This is a genomic window from Alphaproteobacteria bacterium, from assembly GCA_017302575.1.
Classification (GTDB): domain Bacteria; phylum Pseudomonadota; class Alphaproteobacteria; order Rickettsiales; family UBA3002; genus JAFLDD01.
This window is the reverse complement of the sequence record JAFLDD010000001.1, coordinates 475,504-501,397: the sequence shown is the minus strand read 5'-3', so window position 1 is coordinate 501,397 and position 25,894 is coordinate 475,504. Positions and strand designations below refer to the sequence as shown.

Here is a 25,894-nt window from a genome sequence, read left to right as displayed (position 1 = left end):
GTTAGTTGCGTTAGTGATTGCGCAATCTGTTACTAGTTACGCATCCTCTCGGCCGATTGGCCTCGTGCCAACTGTTTAACGCCTATTTTTACGGGATTTCAAGCACGAAAAGCATGTGGTTGATAAGTTTTGTAGGGTTTTATGGGGATAAATGGAGGAGAGGAAGAGATTCGAACTCTCGATACGTTGCCGTATACACACTTTCCAGGCGTGCGCCTTAAACCACTCGGCCACCTCTCCCCACTGCGGATAAGCGGGAATAAGCTAACTAGTCCTTTTTGTAAAGCGCGTCGGCGCGGGTCATGAAGGCCATGGTCATTTTCTCGGTCGCGCGGGTGAATAGCCCGCCCATGAGCGTATCGAGCAGCTTGGATTTAAATTCAAAATCGAGATGAAAGTGGATATTCGTGCCCGTAGCCGTTGGCTCAAAGCGCCAATGGTTGGTGAGGTGTTTGAAGGGTCCTTTCACCAGCTCCACCTTAATGTCATTTTTCAGCGCCGTGACTTTTGATGTGTAACGCTCCGTCAGGTGATTAAAGCTAATCACCAACTCACCTAAAAAATAATCCGCATGGCGCTCAACAATCCGCGCGGCACGACACCACGGCAAAAATTCGGGGTATTTTTCGACATCCAGCACCATCGCCATAAGTTGTTCAGGCGAGTAGGGGGATGGGCGCGTTTCGGAGTGGGAGGGCATCAGGTTACAAATTTAGCAGAATGGCAATAATGGTGAAGAGAACCCAGCACATTCTGACACTCGGTGTTAATATAATTGACGACTTGGGGAGGCATTACTTCATTAGCATCGAATTCGCCGTTAGTAGTGAGACTAAAACGCCCAAACTCATCTTTTTGTATGAACTGTTTGCGGATTTGCGTAGCATGAACTTGTCCCTTGTATTTGGTTTCAATGAAGCGCTCAAAAATAGAATTACTATTTCCTAAGGATTCAACTGAGGCAATTTTTCCCAAATCGATTGATCCGTATTTTAAATTGTATTTTTCACAATTGTATCCAGATGCATAAGCAACTTTCTGATTCGGGAATAAATCTTCTACTTTCTGCACAATCCCATCTGTCCAATTTTTTATGTCGAATATTGCTAGACCAGACTCGTCTTTCCCCAAAAATTGGTAATTACTATCCAAGGGAATGATAATTGGTTGAACGGCGCTGTCTGCAAATGACAGTTGAATCATCCGTTTCCTCTGCTCGAATGTAAAAGGTTCTCGAGGTAATTGGGTGTTGACGGGAATAAAAACCAACGGCTGCAAACCTTCTTCAATAAGCTCCCTTAGATGATAATAATGTCCATTATGAAAAGGTTGAAATCTTCCAACACAAACAACGGTATTATTAGACATTATCATTCGCCGCGTTGGGTTCTAGGCGCTTGTTGCGCTCGTCGCGCATGCGGGCGAAATCCGCATCCGCATGGTAGCTGGAGCGGGTGAGGGGCGTTGCCGACACCATCAGGAATCCCTTCGTCCATGCTACGCGCTCATAATATTTGAATTCGTCTGGGGTAACGTAACGATCAACTGGCGCATGGTTTGGCGTGGGTTGTAGATATTGCCCAATGGTGATGAAGTCGATATCTGCCGAGCGGAAATCATCCATCACCTGCAGCACTTCTTCTTTTGTTTCACCAAGGCCGACCATAATGCCCGATTTGGTAAAAATGCTCGGATCTTGCTCTTTCACTTTTTTGAGCAGGTTCAGTGAATGGAAGTAGCGCGCCCCCGGGCGGATTTTTTGATAAAGCCTCGGCACCGTCTCGATATTGTGGTTGAACACATCAGGGCGAGCCTTCACCACGATTTCAAGGTTGCCGTCCTTACGGCGGAAATCGGGTGTGAGAATCTCAATCGTCGTTTCAGGCGCGGTGGTGCGTATATATTCGATACATTGAGCAAAGTGATTCGCCCCGCCATCTTCCAGATCATCCCTATCCACCGAGGTAATGACCACGTGTTTCAGGCCAAGCTGGCCAACCGCGACTGCCAGATTATGCGGCTCGTCAGGGTCGACTTTATTGGGTACGCCCGTTTTGATGTTACAAAAGGCGCAGGCGCGAGTGCAGGTATCACCCAGAATCATCACCGTCGCATGACCTTTGGACCAGCACTCGCCGATATTCGGGCAAGCCGCCTCTTCGCACACGGTGTTCAATTTCTGGCTGCGCATCAGGTCGCGCGTATCCTTGAACCCTTGCGATACAGGGGCTTTCACCCGAATCCAGTCGGGCTTGGGAAGCTTTTTGTCTTCCGCCTTGGACATATTTAATAGATCGGCCATGCCCCGCATTTAGTAGATATTTGGGGCAAGAGCAAGTCTAGCGACGGATAACGAGACTCTCATTGCCCGGCACACGGCGAAGCTGAGACTCAATATCGTCTACTTCTTTAGTAACGTATCTCGAATCACGGTTTGCTTCGCGAATCGTCTCTATGAGCGCATCAAATGCTTGGCTTTCTACTGGGCTGATAGCGCCACGGTTGGCAATCATATCGACGGTGCTTTCAAGTGCGTCTGCCACACCAGCATGAGTAACTACTTGGCCATCATATAGGCTGGGGTTACTAAAATTAAAATCAAAGCCAAAAATGCTATCGCCTTGAACCGAAAAACCGCGAAGCGGTGCCTCAACACCATCTGCGCCCAAGCCACACGGCGTGGTAACGTTAAAGCTCTGTCTTCCAATGCCTTGATTATTAACATCGCCCGAGAATGTCGCTGCAAACGTAACGTCGTTATTATCGTTGCTACGCAGCGCTTCGCCTAGTTTTGTCATAAAAAACTCCTCAGTGTTTGGTTCAATCGGACCTAGACATAGCTCTGTAATTCAGCGCTTTGTGTTAAGGTTGCATGACAATTACCCTTCAAAAAGCTTGCAAAGCTGGGCGTAATACCTTAGAAACCCCCATCCTTAATACTTAAACTGCTGGAGTAGTCATGGCACGCGTTACCGTTGAAGATTGTATTTTAAGCATCCCAAACCGCTTTGATTTGGTTATTACCGCCGCGCAGCGCGCGAAACAAATCAGCTCGGGCATGCCGCTGACCATTGACCGTGATAACGATAAAGATTCCGTAGTTTCCCTGCGTGAAATCGCTGAAAAGACCATCGACAAATCGTTGGTTCATGAAGAAATCATCCAGCACTTCCAGAAGAAGTCTGGCTTTGACCCCAACGATAAGATCGAGGGCGAAGAAGAGCAGAAGCACTCGGTTTACTCGGTGAATTCGCATGGCGAAATCGAACAGGCGTTTGAAGATGCCCGCCAGTACATCGCTTCCGACCAACCTTCACAAGGCATGAGCTTTGTTGAAGAAAACGTCGAAGTAGACGACTAGTCGCCCGAACAACACAGTTCTTCATCATTAAACAGTTTTGCGGCCATTCCTCTAGTAAGTGGCTGATTTGCACGCTATATTACTAACATGATTCGCCAAATGGAGCTGGTCGAGAAGATCAAGTCCTACGATCCTAATGCGGACGAGGACTTAATCAATAAGGCCTATATTTATGCCATGCAAAAGCACGGCAGCCAAACTCGCGCCAGTGGCGACCCCTATTTTTCACACCCCGTCGAAGTAGCCTATAAGCTTACGCAATATAAGCTCGATACCGCCTCCATCATCACCGCATTGCTGCACGATACGGTGGAGGATACGGACGCCACGCTCGACGAAATCCAAGATTTATTCGGCGATGAAATTCGCGGGTTGGTCGATGGCGTTACCAAACTAAATCGTCTCGAAATCCAATCTGAGTCCACCAAGCAGGCGGAGAACTTCCGCAAGCTTGTCGTCGCCATGTCTCAGGACTTGCGAGTCTTGATGGTGAAGCTCGCCGATCGCCTCCACAATATGGAGACGCTACATTACATTCCGAAGCCCGAGAAACGCCAGCGCATCGCCCGCGAAACATTGGAGATTTACGCATCCCTTGCCGAGCGTATCGGTATGCGTCGCCTTAAGGAAGAGCTACAAGAACTCTCCTTCAAAGAGCTGTTTCCTGAAGCGCGTGACTCCATTACCAAGCGACTCGAATTTCTCCGCAAGCAAGGCCAAAGCCAAGTTCAGAAGGTGGAAGACACGCTGCGCGAGATGGTGCAATCATCGGGGATTGAAAATGGTCGCGTCTATGGCCGTGAGAAAAAGCCCTATTCCATTTGGAAAAAAATGGAGAGCAAGGGCGTTACCTTTGAACAACTGGCCGACATTGTTGCTTTCCGCATTATCGTGAATAACGTGGGCGAATGTTACCAAGTGCTCGGTCTGATTCACGAAAAATATCACACCATCCCTGGCCACTTTAAGGACTATATTTCAACGCCGAAAGTGAACGGCTATCAGTCCATCCACACCGCCGTTATCGGCCCACACCAGCAGCGTATTGAGATTCAAATCCGTACCTATGAAATGCACGAGGTCGGCGAATACGGGATTGCGGCGCATTGGGGTTATAAGCAGGGCCAAGACAAAGCGGCAACCGAAGGTACGCAATATCGCTGGGTGCGCGAACTGCTCGAAATTCTTGAGCAGTCAGAAGGCCCCGAAGAATTCTTAGAGAATACCAAGCTCGAAATGTATCACGATCAGGTATTCTGCTTTACGCCAAAAGGCGACATCATCGCGCTGCCACGCGGTTCAACGCCTGTCGACTTCGCCTTTGCCGTACACTCAGGTGTTGGCTTCACCACCGTAGGCGCGAAGGTAAATGGCCGCATTGTGCCGCTTAAGCACCAACTCAAAAACGGTGACCAAGTCGAAATCATCACGGCGAAAACACAAACCCCAAGCCCTACATGGGAACGATTTGTTGTTACGGGCAAGGCAAAGTCTGAAATTCGTAGATTCATTCGCACGCAGCAGCGCGAAGAATACGTTACGCTTGGTAAAGCCATTCTTGGCAAAACCTTCAAACAAGAAGGTCACGAGCTTACCGACAAAATGTTGGAGCCAGCATTAGCCGTGTTCCAAAAGAAAGAGGCTGAAGATCTATACGCCGAAGTGGGCGAGGGGATAATCAATCGCAACCAAGTCTATGATGCGGTGTTCCATACACGCAAATCCGAAGGTGCGGGGGTGCAAAACCCTTTCAGCCTTGCCAAGCTTCGTAAAAAGACCGCTAAAAAAGGCGTGCCTATGCCTATTAAGGGGCTGGTACCAGGCATGGCGATTCACTTTGCTGGCTGCTGTCACCCTATTCCAGGTGATAAAATCGTCGGCATCGTGGTGACGGGGAAGGGCATTACCATCCATACGATGGAGTGCGAAACGCTAGAGAATTTCGCAGACGCGCCTGAGCGTTGGATTGACGTATCGTGGGACGCAGGCGGTGGCGGAGGTGATGAAACCTTTATTGGCCGTCTAAAAATGTCCGTAAGCCATGAAACGGCGGCATTGGCATCCGTTGCCAACGTCATTGCTAAGGATTTAGGGAATATCAGTAACCTAAAGATCACCAATCGCAGCACCGACTTCTTTGAATTGATTATTGATGTAGAAGTCAAAAACGCCCGCCATCTTAGCAACATCATCGCTTCTTTGCGTGCCAAAGACGTGGTGCAGGCCGTTGAGCGCATGTAATATTAAGCGCGCTCAAGCGGCGCTGGGCCTTTCGGCGTCAACCGCCGTCCATGCGTGGCTTATGAAAGCACAACCTTCACAAAACCTTCACACTACTGCTTGTCTTAATAGGTTATATTCACACCATATAGGAGAAGCTTTATGAGCGATGATGACAAAAAAGATTCTGGTTTACTTGGCCTAGCGGGCAGTGGTGCCCTTGCAGCAGGTGCAGGTAAATTAATGTATGATCGCCAGCGCGGAAAATTGGTGGATGCCATTGGCGCAGGCCTTATCGAAACCGATAATTTGGAGTTTAAGAAACTTGGCCTAGACGCAAAGAATTTTAAAACCGAAGGCGTTTTGGATTTAGGCAAAAACAAGGATAAAATCCTTAAAGATGCAAGTGATGCACTGATAAAGAACGCTGAAGGTAAGCCAGTCCTTCTGACTGTTGAATCAAAAGCTTTAGATGCTGTTACTGATGTCGCTCAAGATGCAAAAGCAGTAGAAAAAGCTGCTAAAGATGCTCAAAAGGCAGCGCGAACTGATCTTGCCAAAAACCTTAAGGGTGGAAAATTCAATTTCCGAGGCAATATGACGATGGGGCAAAAAGGGGCGGTTGGTGTTGCTATCGTTGCCACTGCAGTAGCTGGTAAAATGCTTCTGGATGCGACTATCGGTCAGAAAAAAGAAGGCCATGCAGAGCGTATTGAATCACGCCGCGAAGCAGAAGCTTCAGCCGAGCCAGCACGCTAAGTTAGCCAATAATAAACAACCAAAGGCGGGGCAACACCCCGCCTTTTTTATTGTCACGCAAACTTCATCTTCTGGGGGCGCGCTATATGGTAGACTCTAGTAATGGAGAGATATTATGAGCGATGATGGCAAGAAAGATTCAGGCGTTGTTGGATTAGCGGGAGGCGCAGCCGCAGGTGCTGGCGCAGGCTACGCCGCAACGAATCACTTGGGTGAGGGGCTTTATCGCAAGGGAATAGCTGGTGAGTTAGAAGATGTTCGTGTCGATAAAATCAGTAATACTTTTGAACAAAAATACTTAGATAAAGTAGTCAAAAGCCCTGATTTAAAGGTCAAGGTAGAATCTATTGATGAACTTATATCTGATGTAAAAGGTTTATTGAACACTGATGTCCTAGATCCCGACATGGTTCACACCATTCAATATGCCAAAAATGACCAAGGCAAAATTTGCGTCGAATTTTATGACGCCTCTAATAAATTTTTACACAGTGTCGAGGATGTGCCACTAGTGCCAAAATCAGTAAAAAAGGCCCTAGATGGCGGTGAAAAATTTGTTGATATTAAAGATGAAGCGACAATCGCAAAATTCTTCGATCAAGGCGGAGAAGCATCAAAAATAGCAGCAAAGGCTGAACAACAAGCTGCTCGATTTACTCGCCAAGTAAATGGATTTACAGGAACATTCTCTCATCTTAGCACGGGCGCAAAGGCAGGAGTAATTGGTGGTGCCATCGCAACTGCTGTGGTCGCTAAAATGGGTCTTGATGCCTTGATAGGCCAAAAGAATGAAAGCCATGTAGAGCGCCTTGAGCGCCGTGATGCAGGCGCTATTTCAACAGAAACGGTACGTTAGAACGATACCTCAAAAATCACCAAAGGCGGGGCAACACCCCGCCTTTTTTATTGAGTTTCGCTTGGCCACAGGCTAAATGCGCCCTATGCAACAGCACGAACACGCAGTCGAATATGTAAAGCATGTGGACTTAGCGCCGCCGAATGGTGCTAAGCGCGTGTTAATGCACTCATGCTGCGCGCCATGTGCAGGGGAATTGATGGAGCAGATGATCGCCAATGGCATCGAGCTTACCATTTTCTTTTATAATCCGAATATCCACCCCAAGAAAGAATACGAGATTCGCAAGAACGAGAATATCCGCTTTGCAGAAAAAATGGGTATCCCATTCGTGGATGCGGATTATGACGTGCAGAATTGGTTTGCCCGCGCCAAAGGCATGGAGCGCGAGCCCGAGCGCGGCGTGCGTTGCACCATGTGTTTTGATATGCGGTTTGAGCGCACGGCGCTTTACGCGTATGAGAACGGTTTTCCCGTCATCACCAGCTCATTAGGCATTTCGCGCTGGAAGAATATGGACCAGATTAATGACTGCGGTATCCGTGCTGCTGCGCCGTATGAAGGCATTACGTACTGGGATTATAATTGGCGCAAAGAGGGCGGCGGCGCACGTATGTATGAAATCGCCAAGCGCGAGGAATTCTATGCCCAGCAATATTGCGGCTGCATTTACTCGCTACGCGATACGAATGATTGGCGCGAATCCAAAGGCCGCGAAAAAATCGCTATCGGCGAAACATGGTATGAAGAAAAGCTGAAGGCTAACTAGCGCTCATTTTGAGCTTTTTCTTCCTCATAAGTTTCTCTGGCTATTCGGGTTGCTTCAAGGCGTATAGTTCCTAAATCTTCGGGGGAGAATGTTTGCTCTGAGTCAGCAATTACTTGATTTATAATAGCGTCACGACGTCTTATTCTACCGCTATCGGTGAATAATCCTGTATTCCCCCATGCCTCTGCAACTGCATTGCCGACCACTTGAGAAGCATTCATTCGGAATGCGTCAGCTCCTTCTCGAGCAGCGTCACGAAATACTTGTCTATATTCTCGGTTTGCTTGCTCACCTGCTTCACCTGCAATGTATGTGAAGCCATCGACTTCGCGGATACGCGCTAGTACATCATCTGAATAGCCGAGTTCTGATAGCGTTATACGTGCATATGAGGCAGCGGTGCCCATCGTGGCGGTCGAAATCTCATAATCCACTGCGTCTAGGCCTGGTGTTCGGTAAAAAGCTTGCTTTGCGGCTGTAATTGCTGCTTCCAGATGAGCCTCTACGAGTGCTGTAGTTTCTGGTCCATAAAGCCCCGCTCTCGCATCTTCTCTGGATATGCCGTGCGCTACATACATTTCAATGCGCAGACCTTCTATCATATCGCCTATGGTTACCATGCCCGTTCCCTTTTTTCTGTGGTGCTAATTCATACTCACACAAAATCGTTAAAATTTGATAAATAATGAGCAACTTGCGAGAAAGAGTGCTATTGATGAGCCCTGAAACAGATGAAATCTAGGCTGAATTAGCGACTGCGTGATGATGTCGGGCACTGCGCAGGTGTCAGTGGTCTAACAATGGTTGCCGTATCTAGTAACTCGCGGCTCAATTGGTGGTAAAACTCAACTTGACTGGCGGGGGTGCTGCCGCCCAACGCCATAGCAAGTGTAGTAGCAACATTTCCAACATACACTTCATTTGGAGCGCCATGCACATCAACACCAGAAGGCCACTGAATCCTCACGCGGTCACAAGAACTCATATCACCTACGACAGAATTAATGCGTGCAGCAAGATTAGACATGCTCATCCCCCTATCGACACGGATTGTAGGGGTGCTCGAGAATCCAAGTGCTTCTAGTATAGCGTCTAAGTCCATAATGATAAGGCTAGGGCAAAACCGCTAAAATTTCGTCAAGGTTGGCGTATATGAAATATCTAGGAGATTTAGCTTCTTCTCACAGCGCAGCTTCCGCCTGGCGCCCTACCAACAACGATATCTGGATCATATTCTGATGGTATCGCAACGCCTGCCTCTTTTAGTTCGCGAGAGATTATCTTATAATGCGCTTGAGGTGAAATAGGCTCATAATCTCCAGACGCGTTAGGCGAGTCCCCAACGGGCTGATAACCATTAGCATATAAGTTAGGTATATGTCTTATTGAGGTTGTGTCGTGGGTTTCACCGCCATCGCCACCGCCAGAGAATACTTCAATACAGGCGTCTGGACTCAAGCCTCGGTCTTGAAAACCTTTTAATGCCGCAGCTAATTCTTCTGCGTCATTGATATCATCAAGGTTTATGGTTGGATTTGGCATAGCGAATAACCCTCATCATTTTTTCGTATGATGTCACAGCAAACTTAAGAAAGCGTAAAGCCTAATTCTTTTTGGCTTTATCAATCGAAACGACTGCGCTCTTTTTTGGCTTCTTGGTAACCTTATGATTTTTCTCATCAATTGCCTCAACTGACGCGACAGCAGCAAGATTGATGATATCGGACACTGACGCGTTCATGCTGGCGATTTGCACCGGTTTCTCTAACCCAACCAGTACGGGGCCAATCACGCTACCTACTTCGAGTTCTTCCATCAGGTTCGAAGAAATATGCGCTGAATGCAGTGCTGGCATCACGAGTACGTTTGCAGGCTCGCTCAAGCGGCAGAACGGATAAAGCGCACGCAATTCGGTGTTGAGTGCTACATCCGCCGACATTTCACCGTCATATTCAAAGTCGATGTCTTTGTTTTCATCCAAAAGCTCAACCGCGTCACGAATGCGCTTGCTCTTCTCTTTCATCGGGTTACCGAAGTTCGAGTAAGAGAGCAGGGCAACACGTGGCTCATGACCAAGCTGACGCACTTTCTTCGCCGTACGAATGGCAATGTCTGCCAGTTCTTCGGAAGTTGGTAGTTCTTGCACCACCGTATCCGAAATAAATACGGTACGGTTTTTGGTCACCAGCGCCGACATGCCGAACAGGAACTCACCCTTTTTCGTATCAATCACGCGGCAGATGTTTTCGAGTGCGCGATAATAGTTGCGGGTAAGACCCGTAACCATCGCGTCACCATGGCCAGCTTGCAGCATGCAGCTTGCGAAGATGTTGCGATCATTCTTCACCATGCGCTCAACGTCGCGCTCAAGGAAACCTTTGCGCTGCAGCTTCTTATATAGCTGCTCAATGTAGAGATTGAGGTGCTTGCTAACCGCCGCATTGACGATTTCCAAATCATCCGCGTTTTTAATGCCGAGGTGATTAATCGTATCACGAATGCGGTCTGCACGGCCAACGAGAATAGGCGCGCCATACCCATTATCGCGCCAGTGAATAGCGGCACGAATGGTTTTTTCCTCTTCACCTTCTGCGAAAATCACGCGCTGTGGATTTTGACGCACTACGTCAAAAATCTGCGCCATGCTATTCGCGGTTGGGTTCAAGCGTGCACCAAGTGCGTGCTTATACGCATCGAAATCCTTGATTGGCTTACGCGCAACCCCTGTATCCATCGCTGCTTGGGCAACGGCCACTGGAATGGTCGTAATCAAACGCGGATCAAATGGTGTTGGAATAATATATTCAGGGCCATACTTCATTTCGCGGCCAGCATAAGCAGCCAACACTTCCTCTGGCACTTCTTCACGCGCAAGACGTGCAAGCGCTTCAGCAGCAGCGATTTTCATTTCTTCGTTGATGGTTTTTGCACGAACATCCAACGCACCACGGAAGATGTAAGGGAAGCCCATCACGTTATTGACTTGGTTGTTATAGTCGCTTCTGCCTGTTGCGATGATCGCGTCTTTGCGAACTTCGAGCACTTCCTCAGGCATGATTTCTGGAACAGGGTTTGCCATTGCGAAGATGATTGGCGCTTTCGCCATCGACTTCACCATTTCTTTGGTCACAGCACCTGCAGATGACAGACCCAAGAATACATCCGCACCTTCGAGTGCTTCAGTGAGCGTACGACGCTTTGTTTTTACCGCGTGCGCTGATTTCCATTGATTCATTTGCTCGGTGCGGCCTTCGTAAATCACGCCCGTTCTATCGCAGAGCAATACGTTCTCGTGTTTCACGCCCATGCGCTTGATGAGCTCAATACACGCAATGCCTGCCGAACCAGCGCCGTTTGCAACGACTTTCAGGTCGCTGAACTTACGGCCAGTGACGTGCGCAGCGTTAATAAGACCCGCAGCCGTAATAATAGCCGTGCCGTGCTGGTCGTCATGGAATACGGGGATATCGCACAGCGCTTTCAGGCGCTCTTCAATAATAAAGCAATCAGGTGCGCCGATGTCTTCGAGGTTAATGCCACCAAAGGTTGGTGAGATAACTTTTACAGCGCTGACAATTTCTTCGATGTCGGTCGAATCGATTTCGATATCAATCGAATCAATGTCTGCGAATCGTTTGAAGAGGATCGCTTTACCTTCCATCACAGGCTTGCTGGCAAGTGCACCAAGATTACCAAGACCAAGCACTGCAGTGCCGTTAGAAATCACCGCAACCAAGTTGCCCTTTGAAGTGTAATCGTAAGCGGCATTTTTATCTTCATGGATTTTAATGCAAGGAACAGCAACACCAGGTGAGTAGCCGAGCGCGAGGTCGCGCTGTGTAATAAGTGGCTTCGTAGGAGTAATGGAAATTTTTCCAGGCTGACCCATGGCGTGGTAGGCAAGAGCTTCTTCGTCGGTAATTTTCATGTTTTCGCTGGCCATTGTCATCTTCCTTAGCTATTTCTTGGCGTTCAAATATCGTCAAAACCCACGGCAGGCCCTATGTCCCGCGCGCAAAGAGCGCCTAACATAACGACCGATTCGCTAACAACAAGCGAAAACACACGCTGCGATGCAACAAAAATGCAAAGCGCTGCAACCCCCGCTATGCAGCAATATTTTGAGGTAAAAGCTAAGCACCCCGACTGTTTGTTATTTTACCGCATGGGTGATTTTTACGAACTATTTTTCGATGATGCGCTCACTGCTTCCAAAATACTCGACATTGCGCTCACCAAGCGCGGCAAGCACGCGGGCGAGGATATACCTATGTGCGGTGTGCCCGTGCATGCAGCAGAAAATTATCTGCAGCGCTTGATCGCTTCAGGCAAAAAAATTGCTATTTGCGAGCAGCTCGAAACACCAGAAGAAGCAAAAAAGCGTGGTTATAAAGCAGTGGTGCGGCGCGATGTGGTTCGCATCGTCACCCCAGGCACTATCACCGAGGACGCGTTATTACAGCCTTCAACATCCTATTATCTTGCCGCGCTTAGCCTCAATAAAGCCCATGCGACTGTCGCATGGTTGGAACTTTCAACTGGTGCTTTCCAAGTATTGGACTGCGATGCTGTCGCGTTGCCAGCCCAACTGGCACGGATCAATCCACGTGAAATATTGGTGAGTGAAAAAGATTACCCAGCGCTAACGCAAGAATGGGCAAGCAAGGCAACAATTCAACCTAACGCGCAGTTCGATCACAAACGAAACGAGCACGTGCTTGTAAACCATTACGAAGTGGCGCAGCTATCGGGCTTGGGCGCCTTCTCGAACGAAGCTGTCATCGCATGCGGTGTGTTGGTTCAGTATCTGCAACTCACTCAGCTTGAAGCGATACCGCGCCTCGAGCGACCAAAGCCTCAAACCTCCGATGCAACTCTGTATATGGACGCAGCGACACGTCGTAATTTGGAGCTTAGTGAAACACTTGGTGGTGAACGTAATGGTAGCTTGCTCAGCATTATTGATGAAACAAAAACCGCCGCAGGCGCGCGTTTGCTCAATCAGTTCTTACATGCACCCATAACGGACATAGCGCTAATCAATGCACGTTATGATGCCGTTGAATGGGCGCTTAAGCACGACGGTTTGCGCCAGCAACTACGCGCGAGACTCGCAGAAATAAGCGATAGTGAGCGCGCCCTGTCGCGCCTTTCGCTTGGCCGTGGTGGCCCGCGTGATTTGCTGGCACTTAAGCAAACGCTCACGGCCTATCAGCAGTTGCGTGATGATTGGTTCAAACTACCAGAAACGGCGAATGCACCCGCAACGCTTAATGATGCAGTGGCCGCACTTAAAGGGCACGAAATTCTTGCTGATACATTAGCAAGTGCCCTGAAACCAGAAGTGCCGCACCTCGCGCGTGATGGTAATTTCATCGCCTCAGGTTTTCGTGCGGATCTAGACGAATACCGTACGTTGCGTGATGAAAGCAAACGCGTGATGATGGTCATGGAGCAGGAGCTAAAAAAGCGTACAGACATCACGTCACTTAAAATTAAATTCAATAATGTGCTGGGCTATTTCATCGAAATTACGCCCATTCATGAGAAGAAAGTGCCGCCTGATTTCATTCACCGTCAAACGATGGCAGGTGCATTGCGCTATACCACGCCAGAGTTAAATGAACTCGCCCGCAGCGTAGAAGAGGCGGCCGATAAAGCGCTCAAGCTTGAGCAGATGATTTTTGAAGAGCTCGTAACAGCTATCATGACGCGCTATGATGCGCTGATTACTTCCGCACGCGCGATTGCATTGCTGGACGTCATGACGAGTTTTGCCCAGCTTGCGCAAACCCAACAACTCGCGCGGCCAACACTCACCCATGACGATACGTTTGTGCTGAGTAAGGGTCGCCATTTAGTGGTGGAGGCTGCACTACGTAAGCAGCATAAAGAATTTATCGCCAATGATTGCACGCTTAACGGGCAGGGTAATCTGTGGCTGATTACTGGCCCCAACATGGGCGGTAAATCAACCTTCCTGCGTCAGCAGGCGCTCATGATCATCCTCGCGCAGATGGGGTGCTTTGTTCCTGCTGAATCCGCCATCATTGGTATTGCAGACACGCTATTTTGTCGTGTCGGTGCGGCAGATGATTTGGCGCGCGGCCAATCCACCTTCATGGTGGAAATGGTGGAGACCGCATCCATTCTCAATCAAGCGACAGAAAAATCCTTTGTGATTATGGACGAAATAGGCCGTGGCACCGCAACATTCGACGGCGTATCCATCGCGTGGGCAGTGGCAGAGCACTTGCATAACGTCACGAAATGCCGCGCTTTATTTGCCACGCATTATCACGAGCTCACCGATCTATCGGAAAGTTTACCGCGCTTACGCAATTATCACGCCGCCGTAAAAGAATATCAGGGGCAGGTGATTTTTCTTCACCATATTCGCGAAGGTTTTGCTGATAAATCATACGGCATTCACGTGGCAGCGCTCGCGGGTATTCCAAAAACTGTTCTCACGCGAGCGAAGCAATTACTTCAGCAGCTCGAACAAACCCACCACCTTGATGTGAATCCCAATCAGGCGAGTTTGCCGCTCTTCAAAACACCTGAAACGGTACCGCACCCAGCGATTGAAATGCTCAAAACATGCAATCCTGATGATTTGTCGCCCAAACAGGCTCTTGAATTATTATTTGAAATCAAGGAGTTGGATTTGTGACGGTTGCGTGAAATTTTTACGCTGCGGCTGCGAAATCGCAAATTAATTGCTATAATCTGGGCATGGTTAGAATTCTTGTAGATAAAGCCCACAATACGGACCAAGGCATCGAATTATCGGTGAGGGTTCCTTTCCGTAATGGCAATGGAGAATTCACGTTCGATCTGCGTCGTCACACGGTGCACGTTACCCCCAAAGAACCGAATTGGTACGACGAAGCCTACATGTCTGAAGAGACGCGTGTAAAATTATTTGCAACTATACTGGCTGAATACCGTAAGCGCTCGATTGGTGACAGCAACAATTTTAAAGGCGCGGCTATTGGCATCGTTGAAGATCCTCCGGGAGAATTCCGCATTTTCATTGGCACCAATACCGTGAATCAGGACGATTACTTCAAAGATTGCGCCGAACAAAATATGTATAATGCCGCCACGGACCACATGGCGCACCGTGCTACACGACAAAGTATTTCAGCAGATGAATTTCCAACAGCAAAACTAAAGCCACCCAAACTAGTCGCGCTTTATATGATGGTGGGTAAAAATAAAGACCCTCAAAAGCCCAATAGTAAGGAGCTTTTGAGCGCCTGCCCATGCGGAAAATGTACCGATATGCTTGCCAAGGCAATGCCAGAAGATGCCCCAATTTATGTATTGCCAATCTCTATCAACCAACAAACCGTCAATCTAAATGACGCGATTCGTATTGATCATTCGACAAAATATTTTGACAAGGTGGTGCAGGGGCAAATCTGGAAAACAACAGCTGGTAATCTCAATGCACATCGAAATATTCCCGTAGATGCTGACGAGAAGAACGCGCAAATAGAAGGATTGAACGCGGCATTAAATTATAGTGCAGCACATGTAAATGATCGCGAGGGTGATGCATTAAATGGTGCTGTAGCGAAAGAAGGTTTGTTTCAATCCTTTACGCCATTGGCCGTGATTGTTGGCTCGACGCTCAATCGTATGGGTGATTTTGTTCAGGCTACAGATAGCAAAAAAATGCAAACGCTGGAGCGCTTCGCCAAGGTTGCCTACAAAGCGGCAGAGAATGTCTTGCTAGGCCGCAAAAGTATTCCTGAACTTGATATCGCGCAGACACAACATGGTATTGATCTCACCGCAATTAACCAATTCATGGTCGAGAAAATCAACGAAGTTGCGGCATCACGACTACGTTCGAGCGGAATATCGCCAGACGATAAAGCTGCCTTTGAGGCTGAAATTAAAAGCATTCGTTGTTGTGTAGTGCAACTTAAGAACGGAACATTCCATTACGCCATTGAAGCCAAAACCTCGCAAGATAATGCCACACCAAATGCCGAGGTCGGCGCGGTCATGGCAGCCATGGAGAAATTAACGGAGGCGCGCATTCAGGATGTGTGGGTAATGGAAATGAACCCTCGCGACATCCGCGCGGGCGCCGAGACTAAAACCTCACCTAAAGAGGGGGTCGAGCGCCTTGTAAAGCGCGGAATATCAAATGGAAGCGGTAATATGATGTTCCATTATCTGCCCTTTAATGATGGCTCATTGAAAGACTCAGAATTACAAAAAATGACCGATAATTTTACCGTGGATCAAATCTACCCAGGCGGTTTTAGGGGTAACAGGGCTGTTGGTGAAAGCCAAACCATCGCAAAATAGCGAAAATCCTGCTTTATTTCTTAGAATTCATGGCTATAATGCGCCCCTTCATTGATGGGTATCGGGTATTTTTCCTTATCTATCAATAATTTAGAAAGGATTGAACCATGGCTGTTCCAAAGAGAAAAACCTCGCCGTCACGTCGCGGGATGCGTCAATCGCACCTAGCGCTGAGCAAAACGGCAGTCAGCGAAGACAAAACCACAGGTGAACTCAAGCGTCCGCACCATGTATCGCCCGATGGGCATTACCGTGGCCGCAAAGTGACCAACGCTAAAGTTAAGCGCTAGTCGCTGCGCCGAAATGGCACCCATCACCATCGCACTGGATGCAATGGGAGGCGACAAAGCACCGGAATCGGTGGTCGCTGGGGCCAGACGTTCGCTCAAATTTTTCCCTGATCTGCGCTTTATCTTCTTCGGTAACGAGGGAGAGCTTGCCACGCTCGTCGCGCGCTATAAGCTCGGCGACATTGCGCGCATTGTTCCGACCTATACCCGCATTGAAATGCACGAAAAGCCATCCGTAGCGCTGCGCAAAAGCAAAGGCTCAAGCATGCGCATGGCCATCGAAGCAGTGAATGAAGGCCAAGCACAAGCCTGTGTTTCGGCAGGAAATACGGGTGCACTCATGGCGATTTCAAAGCTGGTACTCAAGACATTACCAGGCATATTGCGACCCGCCATTACTGCAACGGTGCCAGCTCAACAGCGACCCGTTGTATTGCTGGATATGGGCGCAAACATTGACTGCACCGCAGATTATCTCGTGCAATTTGCACTGATGGGGGATGCGTATGCACGCGCAGTGCTAGGTGTTGAAAAACCCAGAATTGGATTATTGAACGTCGGTTCCGAAGACATGAAGGGGCATGACGAAGTGAAAGAAGCGCACCAGCTTCTGAAATCACAAAGCCTACCGATTGATTATCACGGCTTCGTAGAAGGTAATGATATTCTCGAGGGCACCGTTGATGTCGTAGTGACAGACGGCTTCACTGGAAACATTGCGCTTAAGACGGCTGAGGGTGCATCGCGCCTCATGTATCACGCGGTGAAATCAGCCATTGAAAGCTCGTTATTTGCTAAGCTCGGATATCTTTTGGCGCGTTCGGCACTCAAAGTTTCACTCAAGCGCTTCGACCCACGCAAACATAACGGCGCCATTTTGCTGGGGCTTAATGGTATTTCTGTAAAAAGCCACGGCAACGCGGATGCTAAAAGCTTCTCACACGCGATACGTGTTGCTGCAACGCTTGCCACCAACAAAATTAACGACAAGATTCTCGAAGAATTATCACGCAGTACTTCCACCATTCGTGAAACCGTGGTGATTGAAGAAACAACCTCTATCACCATCACATCGGTTAATTAATGGCTTCAGTTATTCTTTCTACGGGCAGCTACTTGCCTGAGCGCGTTCTCAGCAATCACGATTTATCGAAGATGGTGGAGACGAATGATGAGTGGATTCGTGAACGTACGGGTATTCACGAGCGCCACATCGCGGCGGAAAATGAATCCACATCGCACATGGCCATCAAAGCTGCCGAGCGTGCACTTGCAGCGTCAGGCCTCAATATCAAAGATATTGACGGTGTCGTCGTTGGCACCTCAACACCCGACAGCACAATGCCATCCGTTGCCACCAAAGTTCAAACTGCCTTGGGTGTTACTCACGGTGCGGCACTCGACGTTGCAGCAGCATGTACAGGATTTATTTACGCACTTTCAGTCGCCCATGGTTGGATTGAAACGGGTCTATGCAAGAACGTGATTGTCATTGGCGCAGAGTGCATGTCGCGCATTGTCGATTGGAATGATCGCACCACCTGTATTTTATTCGGTGATGGAGCAGGGGCTGTCATCCTCAGTAAATCAGACGATAAAAAGCGCGGCATTCAAGCCATTACCTTACATGCGGATGGCCAATTTGGCCCATTACTGAATACCGATGGTGGTGTCTCAAGCACCAAAACGGCTGGTCATTTGCACATGGAGGGGCAGGAAGTTTTCCGTCATGGCGTTGAGAAAATGTCCGCCGTAACGCTCGAAACACTGGCAAAAGCCAACCAAACCCTCGATGCGGTGGACTGGGTGGTGGCCCACCAAGCCAATGCGCGGATGATTACTTCCATCGCCCGCCAGCTCAAGCTTCCCAAGGAAAAAGCCATTGTCACCCTCGACAAACACGCCAATACATCGGCGGCTTCTATCCCCCTCGCCCTGGACGTGGCGGTAAAGGACGGACGCATCAAGTCAGGAAATTTAGTGGCTATGCCTGCTCTTGGTGCTGGACTTACCTGGGGATGTTGTGTAATACTCTGGTAAATCAACTCATTAAGGGGTGGCTGCCATGAGTAAAACCTTGACCCGCGCTGATCTTTCCAACGCTGTATATCGTGAAATCGGCTTGTCATTGTCAGAATCCACTCAACTCGTTGACGCAGTACTTGATGAAATCTGCATCGCGCTTTCAGAAGGCCATTCTGTAAAGCTCTCTTCATTCGGCACCTTCAAGCTTCGCCGCAAGAAAGAGCGTATTGGCCGTAACCCAAAAACTGGAGTCGAAGTGCCAATTACACCGCGCACCGTACTTTCGTTTAACGCCTCGAATATTCTCAAAAGCAAAGTGAATGGTGAAACTCCAGTCGGCAACGACTAGTTTAATCACGCACGGCGCATTCAAAAATAAAAAGGACTGATTATGGCAAGTAATGATTTGCTGCATCTTTTGCATGCAGCCGAAGAAGACCGTAAAAAAGAAAAATCTCCCTCTGCACTGCGCACCATTTCCGAAGCTGCTGACATGCTTGATGTACCGCAGCACGTGCTGCGTTTTTGGGAAACTAAATTCGCACAAATCAAACCACTCAAACGCAACGGCGGTCGTCGCTTCTATCGTCCCGAAGATATTGCGGTGCTACAGCAAATCAAACACCTGCTCTATAAGCAAGGCTACACCATTAAGGGCGCTAAGAAGGCCATCGAGGAATTCGCCAAGATTGTGGATGCCACATTACGTGCGGATGATAACACAAGCTGGCTTCACCAGATTCCGCCCGCGAACTCCAATGACAATGTCGCGCCAGAATCACCTGTAACGGAATTGGCCTTGGACATTACCACAGAACCATCTTCAACGGTGACGCATGTTATGCCAACGGATCGCCAACAGCTACAGGCACTGCGTAACGAGCTAGCCGCCATGAAAGAGCAGCTAGCAAAACTGGTTACGCAAGCAGCTTAGTTAGCCGTTACGAATCTCGCTTAGGAAGCTATTCACTGCGTGATTGAGCGACTCTGCCTCTTTCGAGAGCATCTTCGCTGCATCCAACACTTGTGACGCCGAGCTATTCGCTTCTGCCGTTGCTTGATGCACTTCAGTGATGTCGCTGTTGATCTGCTCAGTAATGCTTGCAGCGCTACCCATGTTAGAAGCAATCTCGTTCGTCGCAGCGCTTTGCTCTTCTACGGCAGCCGACATCGCGGTGGAGTATTCTTCCACGCTCGACATCGAACCTTTTACGGACTGTAGCGCACTCACCATCTCGCTGGAGACGTTCTGAATGCTCTGTACGTATGAGGCAATCTGGTCAGTAGCTTTACTGGTCTGTGTTGCCAGTGCTTTAACTTCACCCGCAACCACCGCGAAGCCTTTACCCGCTTCACCAGCGCGCGCAGACTCGATCGTAGCGTTGAGTGCCAGCAAGTTAATCTGCGATGCAATCGACTGAATGAGCACAACGATCTCACCAATCTTTTTGGCAGACTGTTCAAGCTCAACCGAAGTTTCACCAGCGCGATTCACGTTACGCACCGCAGAGCGTACAGAGTCCACCGAATGCGCAATCTGTCCTGCGATCTCACGCACCGTTGCCGACATTTCTTCCGTAGCCGCCGCAACGCTATTCACGTTGTTGGACGCGCTTTGCGAAGCACCAGAAACGCTCACCACCTTGTTGTTCACGTTACCAATCATACCACCCATCGATTCGGCGGTTTGGTAAAGCTCTGTCGAGGCTGAAGCAACGGTTTGAATAATGCCCTGAACACGCGATTCAAACTTGTTCGCAAGTTCATGCTGTGCGCGCTTCTTCTCAATCAACGCCTGTTTCTCGGCTTCTTCTTGCGCGGCGGCAAGTTTACGGCGCTCTATCACTGCATCCTTGAACACCAAGGAAGCGCGAGCCAGATCACCAATCTCGTCCTTACGGTCACCGCCAATGATAGTGACATCCGTATTACCATCAGCAATCGACTGAATGACGGTCGCGCTGTTTTTGATTGGGCGCGCAAATGAACTGCCTACAAACCAAGCAACCACCAGCGAAATAACGAAGGCGATAATTTGCACAATGATCATTGCCCGCTCAACCTTGATTAGAGTTTTGAATGCAGACTCAGGAGTAGCCGTTAATAAAACAGACCAACCAAGACCTGGATAATTATAGGCACCATCTGTTTTGGTGTACATCACCAGAGCTTCGTCACCAGAATCAGGGTTAATTCCTTCCCATGATCCCGTCTCTCCCTTATTAGCGAGAATGGCTGGTTCAAACCCATCCTTGACGAAGTTTTTCACGAGCAAATTATCCCAATCGTGACCAAGGAGTCCTGCTTCATTTAACTGTTGAGGGTCATAATCAACGACCACTTTACCCGATGGATCCACAAGCATCAGATCAAGATCTCCCAATCCAGAATCAATCAGGCTCTTGCGGAACTCACCGACAATATCTTCGACGAGAGACATCTGCGCGAAGTTTACCCACACGCCGATGCGCTCGCCAGATGTATTGAAAACAGGTGCTGAGAACGGAATAACGTAACCGTCGTTTTGGTAAATTTCAGCCACCAACGAATTACGCTGAGGCTCACCAACCGCCGTGCCGGTTAATGTGTCACTTTTGAGGAAGTTTTCATTCACTGCGTCTTGGAACCATTTCTCTTGAGAGAAATTCTTCGAATAAATGAAGGATGTTTTGATTTTACTGCCATCCGCCGCAACGGTGTTTACGTTTAGTGGATTACCACGCATGTCCACCAACATCATCAGAGGATAAAGACCATAAGCCTTTACGTAATCATTCATGGAAATAGTGAGGACGTTGCTGCTCGAAGGATTCTGCCAATTTGCGGGGTCATGCGCCGCAGTGTTATAACCAAACGCTTGAACGTCGCCGTAGCGTTCAAAAAGGTTGCGATCAATCACATCCCCCATGTTCTTGGCGATGTTTGTTAGGTCATGCTTACGCTCTGCGTGGAGGTGCTCTTTCTGAATGTGGAAATCAATGCCAATCGCGATAGCTGGTAATACTCCTACCAAAACTAGAATGATGGCGAGTTTAGTCTTAATACTATTCATGGCGAGGTCCTTTTTGAATTTTTTTTTTGGCGATAATGTCTAAGGATTATGACACGATAACTGAATCAAGCAAAAATCACAAAAGAATCTTATAAAATAAAAAATAATCAGATGTGGTGAAAAGGTGTTGCGCGCTTGCGTTGCGGTTCAACTTAAGAGTGAGTTGATTGGTCGGAATGACAGGATTTGAACCTGCGACCCCTAGTCCCCCAGACTAGTGCGCTACCGGGCTGCGCTACATTCCGACTCATAAACTGGGGCATCCGATAACCAGATGGCCTAATGAAAGTAAATAAAAACTTCCGCAACGGCTATTTTAATGAACGGATCGGCTCGCGCCACCTGTCGTGGTAGGTCAATAGCGTTAAGAACGACGCTAATCCCGCCCCAATAATGATGTACATGATGGAATCATTATTACCCGTTTCTGCAATCAGCCACGTACTTAACATGGGTGTTAACCCGCCTAGGATGGCGCAAAAATTATAAGAAAGCGACATACCCGTAAAGCGAATGCTGGTGGGAAATAATTCCACCAATACGGCAGGCACTGGAGCAAGGTAAACACCCAGCGCTAACCCCAACAGCACTTGCCCCGCTAAAATAGAATAAAAATCACTGTGGGCGTGCATCAGCTGGAATGCAGGGTAAATTACAACGAACATGAGCAGAATCGCCGTCATCAATACTTTTTTGCGACCTACGCGATCCGAAATATGCGCAGAAATTGGCACTGTCACTAGCATGGCCAACATTGCAAAGCTGTTGATTAGCAACGCTTCATCATATGGCTGTTCTAGTTGCTTGGTTGTGTAGGCAATAAAGTAAATTGAAATCATGTAAAAAGGCATGGTTACAAACAAATAAATACAAAATGCCTGAATCATGCTTTTTGGATGCTTTTTAAAAGCGTCGCGTACGGGAGTTTTAGAGAGCGTTCCCTCAGCCTTTGCTTCTTCGTAAGCTGGGCTTTCATCGCAGTGTGAGCGAATATAGAAACCTACTACACCCACAACGATTCCTAAAAGGAATGGTACACGCCAGCCCCAACTTTCAAAATCTTCAGGGCTCAGGGCTGAAGCAAAGCTGGTAGAAACGATTGAGCCAAGCAAGAAGCCAAGAACCAAACTTATGATGGCGGCCGAACCAGCAACAGCACGCTTATTTTGTGGCGAGTGCTCAACCATATAAGTAATAGCACCACTAAATTCTCCACCCATGGATAATCCCTGCAAAATACGAATCATGATTAGGCAGGCGGGTGCAATCCATCCCCAGTCCGCATAAGTGGGTAATAATCCAATTAGACCTGTTGGGATTGCCATCATTAGAATAGCAATAGCCAGTGCGGTTTTGCGGCCAAATGTATCACCCACGTAACCAAATAATATTGCACCAAGAGGTCGCGCCAAAAAGCCTGCGGCAAATGTACCGTAAGTAGCAAGCAAACCAACGACAGGATCTACGGAAGGAAAGAAAAGCTTGGTTATAATAATCGCCATGTGCCCATAAAGCGCATAGTCGTACCACTCAAGGCCATTACCTAACATGCCGGAAATGATGACTTTTTTATTCATTTTGCCATTAGCGCTCATTATTCCTCGCAGCGAATAAGTATTTGATAAAGAGGGCGCACCCTACAGTGCCAACCCATGGATAGCAAACGCACATGCTGCAATGCGATAAAGAGGCTAACTGATTGGCAAAATAGTCAAAATTTAAGCCGCCAGCGACATAAAACTGTCACAATTCTTAGTTAGACTGAGGATGGAAAAACCTGACTTTGAGGCATGTAAGCTATTGGCGATATACACTTACAGTAACGGCGCGTTGATCGATGAAGTTGAAATCGTCACCAATGAACAAGGCGGTGCGCGTGCCTACTTGCATGCGCGCGAAGGTATTACGCCGCAAGATATCACCAACATTCAGCAGCAGTTCGCACTTAAGGGCTGGGTCGGTGTGCCCATGTCGCGAAATGGCCGCCCATATCTGGAGCTGCGCGGATTCAAAAAAGAAAAAAATCTATTGGAGTTTTTAACACAGCGTGAATGGGTGACGCCAACCGTTGCAACTGCCCCATCAGCAAGTGAAAAACCTAAATCAGCATGGGACAAATTTTTAGCCGCTACATTAAAATGGTCTGGCCTAGTTTGGGTAGTGGGTGATGCGGCATTCATGACGTATGCTGGCATGGAGCAGCATCATTACAATAAAGAGTTAAAAATTGCTAATGCCGCTCGTGACGCTTTAGATGGATTAGCTGACAGCCCTGCTGCGATTAAAAAACTCGGTGAAGAATTTAAGCCAGTTGCAGATTTTCTAAAAAACAAACCAACAGCCAATCTTGAAGATATTCGCAAAAGTCTTAACGTTGCAATCAAATCTGCTGCAGACGATGTGAATGGTACAAAAGCAAAAATTGTCGCGGGCGTAGGATATGCGCTTGGTAGTATCATACTTAGTACCTATGGCAGTAAGGACCAATCACAATCTCATATTAAAAAGTCAGTTCAAAAAATTGACCGCTTCATTCAAGGTGAAGGTTTGGCAGGCTCAAGCCGAAAAGCCGTGCTGACCCAAGAGCCAGAAAACAAAAATAAGAATATTTTTGAGCGCTTCCACGACACATTATCAAAGTACCCATCCGAAGCATTGAACGTTGTCTATCTCGCAGTGGGTGGATTGCTGATGTACGCATCCGCTAAGCGCTTAATCGCACCACAAAAAGAATATGAAGGCATCGTTACGAAAATGAAAAACGGGGTGCCCATATTAGATAAATTGGGCAAACCAAAAACATATAACAGCTTCACCAAACGCCGCATGGACGAAGGCGTTGATATCATGCTGGGTACGGTAACGGCTTCTTCAGCATTGGCGGGCTTAGTAATCAAAGAGAAAAAACCTGTCGAAGGACAAGAAAAAAATACGGGCGTCGAAGGCGTTTGGGATTGGATTCAAGAAAAACCCCTACGTGCAACAGGCGTTGGCTATATGATTGCCACAGGCTTCCATGCCTATGCAACGCACAGCAAATGGCGCACGGGAGATGAGCTAACGCGCAAAACAATTATTGGCCGTGGCATATTCGTGGCGACCAACCTTATCGCAGAGGGCTTGTTAGCCATTTCGTCTAAAGGCCACGGTGAAGGCGTAGATGGTAAGGATGTCCATGAAAGTGTAATTGCGGCCACTGCAGAATATGTTGCCAAGCAAGATCCTTCGACACATGAAGTGCTCATTGAACGACTGGCTGGTTACATGTCATCCCCCAGCTTGTTGAGCGGCAAAGCCGCGGATATTGCTTTGGAATTACGTACACAAGTAAATGGAATGATCGCAAATCCATGGGCACAGATACAGCGCGAGAAGCAGCAAACCAAAGTTGACCAAGAAGTTGCACCAATTGTGGCTGCAGAGCACACAAAGCCAACCTCAAAAGTGAGTGCAGTTAATCTGGATTCACAGCGATTAGTAGCGCAGAACGCGCAGCAATTATAGATTATGCCAAAACGAAGAAGGTAAATTCTTTTTAAATAAAACACTGGCACGCACTAAGTATGAGTATTCTCCAAGTGATGGTAGAGGCCCAAGAAGCCGTACAGAGACAATATATTTTCCTGAAGCTGGAATTGATTCGTCGATTGATACCGAAAAACTGTTGGATGTTGCAAAACGCTTAACAGATGAAGGGCGCATGGGTGGAATACCCTAGAAAAAAATCAGAAAGCCTAAGCCGTAACGAGCAGGGCAACTGCCGAAATTCCAATAACACCAAAGCTTAGAAACATTCCCAATTGGCGGAATTTCATGCTACTGACGATAATTTGCCCATTCTCGTAGGTTTCACACTTAAGCAAGCTATAGGCGTGTAATAAACGCCCAATCGCCAATGTGATTCCTAATCCATGAAGCAGATAGTGATTAGACCCCTGCAATTCGAGCATGAGTATCAATAAAAGCGAGAAGGGGACATATTCAGCAAAATGCGCATGTGCGCGAATTGCCCGTTGTAATTCGTGATGTCCACCATCACCCAGTGCGGTGCCGTGCTTCACGCGCGCCAAAATGGTACGCACTGCCAAAAATACAAATAAAAGTGCTAATGCCGCAGCATACAGGGAGACAATCATAAAGCCCCTCACTTAGTAAATGGTCGGGGAGACAGGATTTGAACCTGCGACCCTCTGGTCCCAAACCAGATGCGCTACCGGACTGCGCTACTCCCCGA

At 48.1% G+C, this 25,894-nt stretch carries 24 protein-coding genes and 3 tRNA genes; 13 read left to right on the top strand and 14 right to left on the bottom strand.

Features of this window, described 5'->3' with window-relative positions; all coding sequences use genetic code 11:
• Window positions 1–152: 152 nt before the first annotated feature.
• From J0M34_02560 to J0M34_02540, 5 genes are all read right to left on the bottom strand, one after another.
• Window positions 153–240, bottom strand: a tRNA-Ser gene (locus J0M34_02560).
• Window positions 241–268: 28 nt separating this feature from the next.
• Window positions 269–700, bottom strand: coding sequence for a type II toxin-antitoxin system RatA family toxin (locus J0M34_02555; GenBank protein ID MBN8543124.1), 432 nt, complete (start codon window positions 698–700; stop codon window positions 269–271).
• Window positions 700–1,368 (bottom strand): adenylyltransferase/cytidyltransferase family protein, encoded by a 669-nt coding sequence (locus J0M34_02550; protein ID MBN8543123.1) that lies wholly within the window; start codon window positions 1,366–1,368, stop codon window positions 700–702. The genes J0M34_02555 and J0M34_02550 overlap by 1 nt, the downstream gene beginning before the upstream one ends.
• The gene (gene lipA, locus J0M34_02545) at window positions 1,361–2,311 is read right to left on the bottom strand and encodes a lipoyl synthase (protein MBN8543122.1); all 951 of its coding nucleotides are present in this window, start codon (window positions 2,309–2,311) and stop codon (window positions 1,361–1,363) included. Before lipA ends, J0M34_02550 begins: the two co-directional genes overlap by 8 nt.
• 28 nt (window positions 2,312–2,339) lie before the next feature.
• Window positions 2,340–2,798 carry a hypothetical protein gene (locus J0M34_02540; GenBank protein MBN8543121.1) on the bottom strand — a complete coding sequence of 153 codons (459 nt, stop codon included), beginning with the start codon at window positions 2,796–2,798 and terminating at the stop codon, window positions 2,340–2,342.
• 161 nt (window positions 2,799–2,959) lie between these two features.
• Here J0M34_02540 and J0M34_02535 point away from each other — a divergent pair, with 161 nt between their 5' ends.
• From J0M34_02535 to J0M34_02515, 5 genes are all read left to right on the top strand, one after another.
• Window positions 2,960–3,361, top strand: coding sequence for a DNA-directed RNA polymerase subunit omega (locus tag J0M34_02535; protein MBN8543120.1), 402 nt, complete (start codon window positions 2,960–2,962; stop codon window positions 3,359–3,361).
• 87 nt (window positions 3,362–3,448) lie between these two features.
• The gene (locus tag J0M34_02530; GenBank protein ID MBN8543119.1) at window positions 3,449–5,602 is read left to right on the top strand and encodes a bifunctional (p)ppGpp synthetase/guanosine-3',5'-bis(diphosphate) 3'-pyrophosphohydrolase; all 2,154 of its coding nucleotides are present in this window, start codon (window positions 3,449–3,451) and stop codon (window positions 5,600–5,602) included.
• 141 nt (window positions 5,603–5,743) lie between these two features.
• Window positions 5,744–6,340 (top strand): hypothetical protein, encoded by a 597-nt coding sequence (locus J0M34_02525; GenBank protein ID MBN8543118.1) that lies wholly within the window; start codon window positions 5,744–5,746, stop codon window positions 6,338–6,340.
• Between the two features lie 115 nt (window positions 6,341–6,455).
• The gene (locus J0M34_02520) at window positions 6,456–7,196 is read left to right on the top strand and encodes a hypothetical protein (protein MBN8543117.1); all 741 of its coding nucleotides are present in this window, start codon (window positions 6,456–6,458) and stop codon (window positions 7,194–7,196) included.
• Window positions 7,197–7,281: 85 nt separating this feature from the next.
• A complete protein-coding gene (locus tag J0M34_02515) occupies window positions 7,282–7,965 on the top strand; it encodes an epoxyqueuosine reductase QueH (GenBank protein MBN8543116.1) in 684 nt (227 codons plus the stop codon).
• Here J0M34_02515 and J0M34_02510 read toward each other — a convergent pair.
• The 4 genes from J0M34_02510 to J0M34_02495 all read right to left on the bottom strand — a co-directional run bounded on the left by J0M34_02510 (window position 7,962) and on the right by J0M34_02495 (window position 11,908).
• Complete coding sequence (locus J0M34_02510; GenBank protein ID MBN8543115.1) at window positions 7,962–8,585, bottom strand: hypothetical protein; 624 nt, start codon at window positions 8,583–8,585, stop codon at window positions 7,962–7,964. The two genes, J0M34_02515 and J0M34_02510, sit on opposite strands and share 4 nt — an antisense overlap.
• Window positions 8,586–8,713: 128 nt before the next feature.
• Window positions 8,714–8,992, bottom strand: a complete 279-nt coding sequence (locus J0M34_02505) for a hypothetical protein (protein ID MBN8543114.1) — start codon at window positions 8,990–8,992, stop codon at window positions 8,714–8,716.
• A 143-nt stretch (window positions 8,993–9,135) separates the two neighbouring features.
• The gene (locus J0M34_02500; GenBank protein ID MBN8543113.1) at window positions 9,136–9,507 is read right to left on the bottom strand and encodes a hypothetical protein; all 372 of its coding nucleotides are present in this window, start codon (window positions 9,505–9,507) and stop codon (window positions 9,136–9,138) included.
• 61 nt (window positions 9,508–9,568) lie between these two features.
• Window positions 9,569–11,908: an NADP-dependent malic enzyme gene (locus J0M34_02495; GenBank protein MBN8543112.1), complete on the bottom strand. Its 2,340-nt coding sequence runs from the start codon at window positions 11,906–11,908 to the stop codon at window positions 9,569–9,571.
• Between the two features lie 60 nt (window positions 11,909–11,968).
• Here J0M34_02495 and mutS point away from each other — a divergent pair, with 60 nt between their 5' ends.
• The 7 genes from mutS (at window position 11,969) to J0M34_02460 (ending at window position 19,542) form a co-directional block, all read left to right on the top strand.
• Entirely contained in the window at window positions 11,969–14,638 is a 2,670-nt protein-coding gene (mutS, locus tag J0M34_02490; protein MBN8543111.1) for a DNA mismatch repair protein MutS, read from the top strand.
• A 62-nt stretch (window positions 14,639–14,700) separates the two neighbouring features.
• On the top strand, window positions 14,701–16,293 hold the full coding sequence (locus J0M34_02485) for a hypothetical protein (protein MBN8543110.1): 1,593 nt from the start codon (window positions 14,701–14,703) through the stop codon (window positions 16,291–16,293).
• Between the two features lie 107 nt (window positions 16,294–16,400).
• Window positions 16,401–16,583 carry a 50S ribosomal protein L32 gene (rpmF, locus tag J0M34_02480; GenBank protein MBN8543109.1) on the top strand — a complete coding sequence of 61 codons (183 nt, stop codon included), beginning with the start codon at window positions 16,401–16,403 and terminating at the stop codon, window positions 16,581–16,583.
• Between the two features lie 13 nt (window positions 16,584–16,596).
• On the top strand, window positions 16,597–17,667 hold the full coding sequence (gene plsX / locus J0M34_02475; GenBank protein MBN8543108.1) for a phosphate acyltransferase PlsX: 1,071 nt from the start codon (window positions 16,597–16,599) through the stop codon (window positions 17,665–17,667).
• Window positions 17,667–18,623, top strand: coding sequence for a ketoacyl-ACP synthase III (locus J0M34_02470; protein ID MBN8543107.1), 957 nt, complete (start codon window positions 17,667–17,669; stop codon window positions 18,621–18,623). The genes plsX and J0M34_02470 overlap by 1 nt, the downstream gene beginning before the upstream one ends.
• A gap of 25 nt (window positions 18,624–18,648) precedes the next feature.
• Window positions 18,649–18,957, top strand: coding sequence for an integration host factor subunit alpha (locus J0M34_02465; protein ID MBN8543106.1), 309 nt, complete (start codon window positions 18,649–18,651; stop codon window positions 18,955–18,957).
• 42 nt (window positions 18,958–18,999) lie between these two features.
• Window positions 19,000–19,542 carry a MerR family transcriptional regulator gene (locus J0M34_02460; GenBank protein ID MBN8543105.1) on the top strand — a complete coding sequence of 181 codons (543 nt, stop codon included), beginning with the start codon at window positions 19,000–19,002 and terminating at the stop codon, window positions 19,540–19,542.
• Here the strand turns inward: J0M34_02460 and J0M34_02455 are convergent, their stop codons facing one another.
• The 3 genes from J0M34_02455 to J0M34_02445 all read right to left on the bottom strand — a co-directional run bounded on the left by J0M34_02455 (window position 19,543) and on the right by J0M34_02445 (window position 23,255).
• Window positions 19,543–21,660 carry a methyl-accepting chemotaxis protein gene (locus J0M34_02455; GenBank protein MBN8543104.1) on the bottom strand — a complete coding sequence of 706 codons (2,118 nt, stop codon included), beginning with the start codon at window positions 21,658–21,660 and terminating at the stop codon, window positions 19,543–19,545.
• Window positions 21,661–21,828: 168 nt separating this feature from the next.
• Window positions 21,829–21,905 (bottom strand) — tRNA-Pro (locus J0M34_02450).
• Window positions 21,906–21,971: 66 nt separating this feature from the next.
• A complete protein-coding gene (locus J0M34_02445) occupies window positions 21,972–23,255 on the bottom strand; it encodes an MFS transporter (GenBank protein ID MBN8543103.1) in 1,284 nt (427 codons plus the stop codon).
• Between the two features lie 172 nt (window positions 23,256–23,427).
• Here J0M34_02445 and J0M34_02440 point away from each other — a divergent pair, with 172 nt between their 5' ends.
• The gene (locus J0M34_02440; GenBank protein MBN8543102.1) at window positions 23,428–25,164 is read left to right on the top strand and encodes a hypothetical protein; all 1,737 of its coding nucleotides are present in this window, start codon (window positions 23,428–23,430) and stop codon (window positions 25,162–25,164) included.
• 230 nt (window positions 25,165–25,394) lie between these two features.
• On the opposite strand, the gene J0M34_02435 is transcribed toward J0M34_02440, so the two are convergent.
• Window positions 25,395–25,796, bottom strand: coding sequence for an MAPEG family protein (locus tag J0M34_02435; GenBank protein ID MBN8543101.1), 402 nt, complete (start codon window positions 25,794–25,796; stop codon window positions 25,395–25,397).
• Window positions 25,797–25,816: 20 nt separating this feature from the next.
• Window positions 25,817–25,893 (bottom strand) — tRNA-Pro (locus tag J0M34_02430).
• Window position 25,894: the final 1 nt, after the last annotated feature.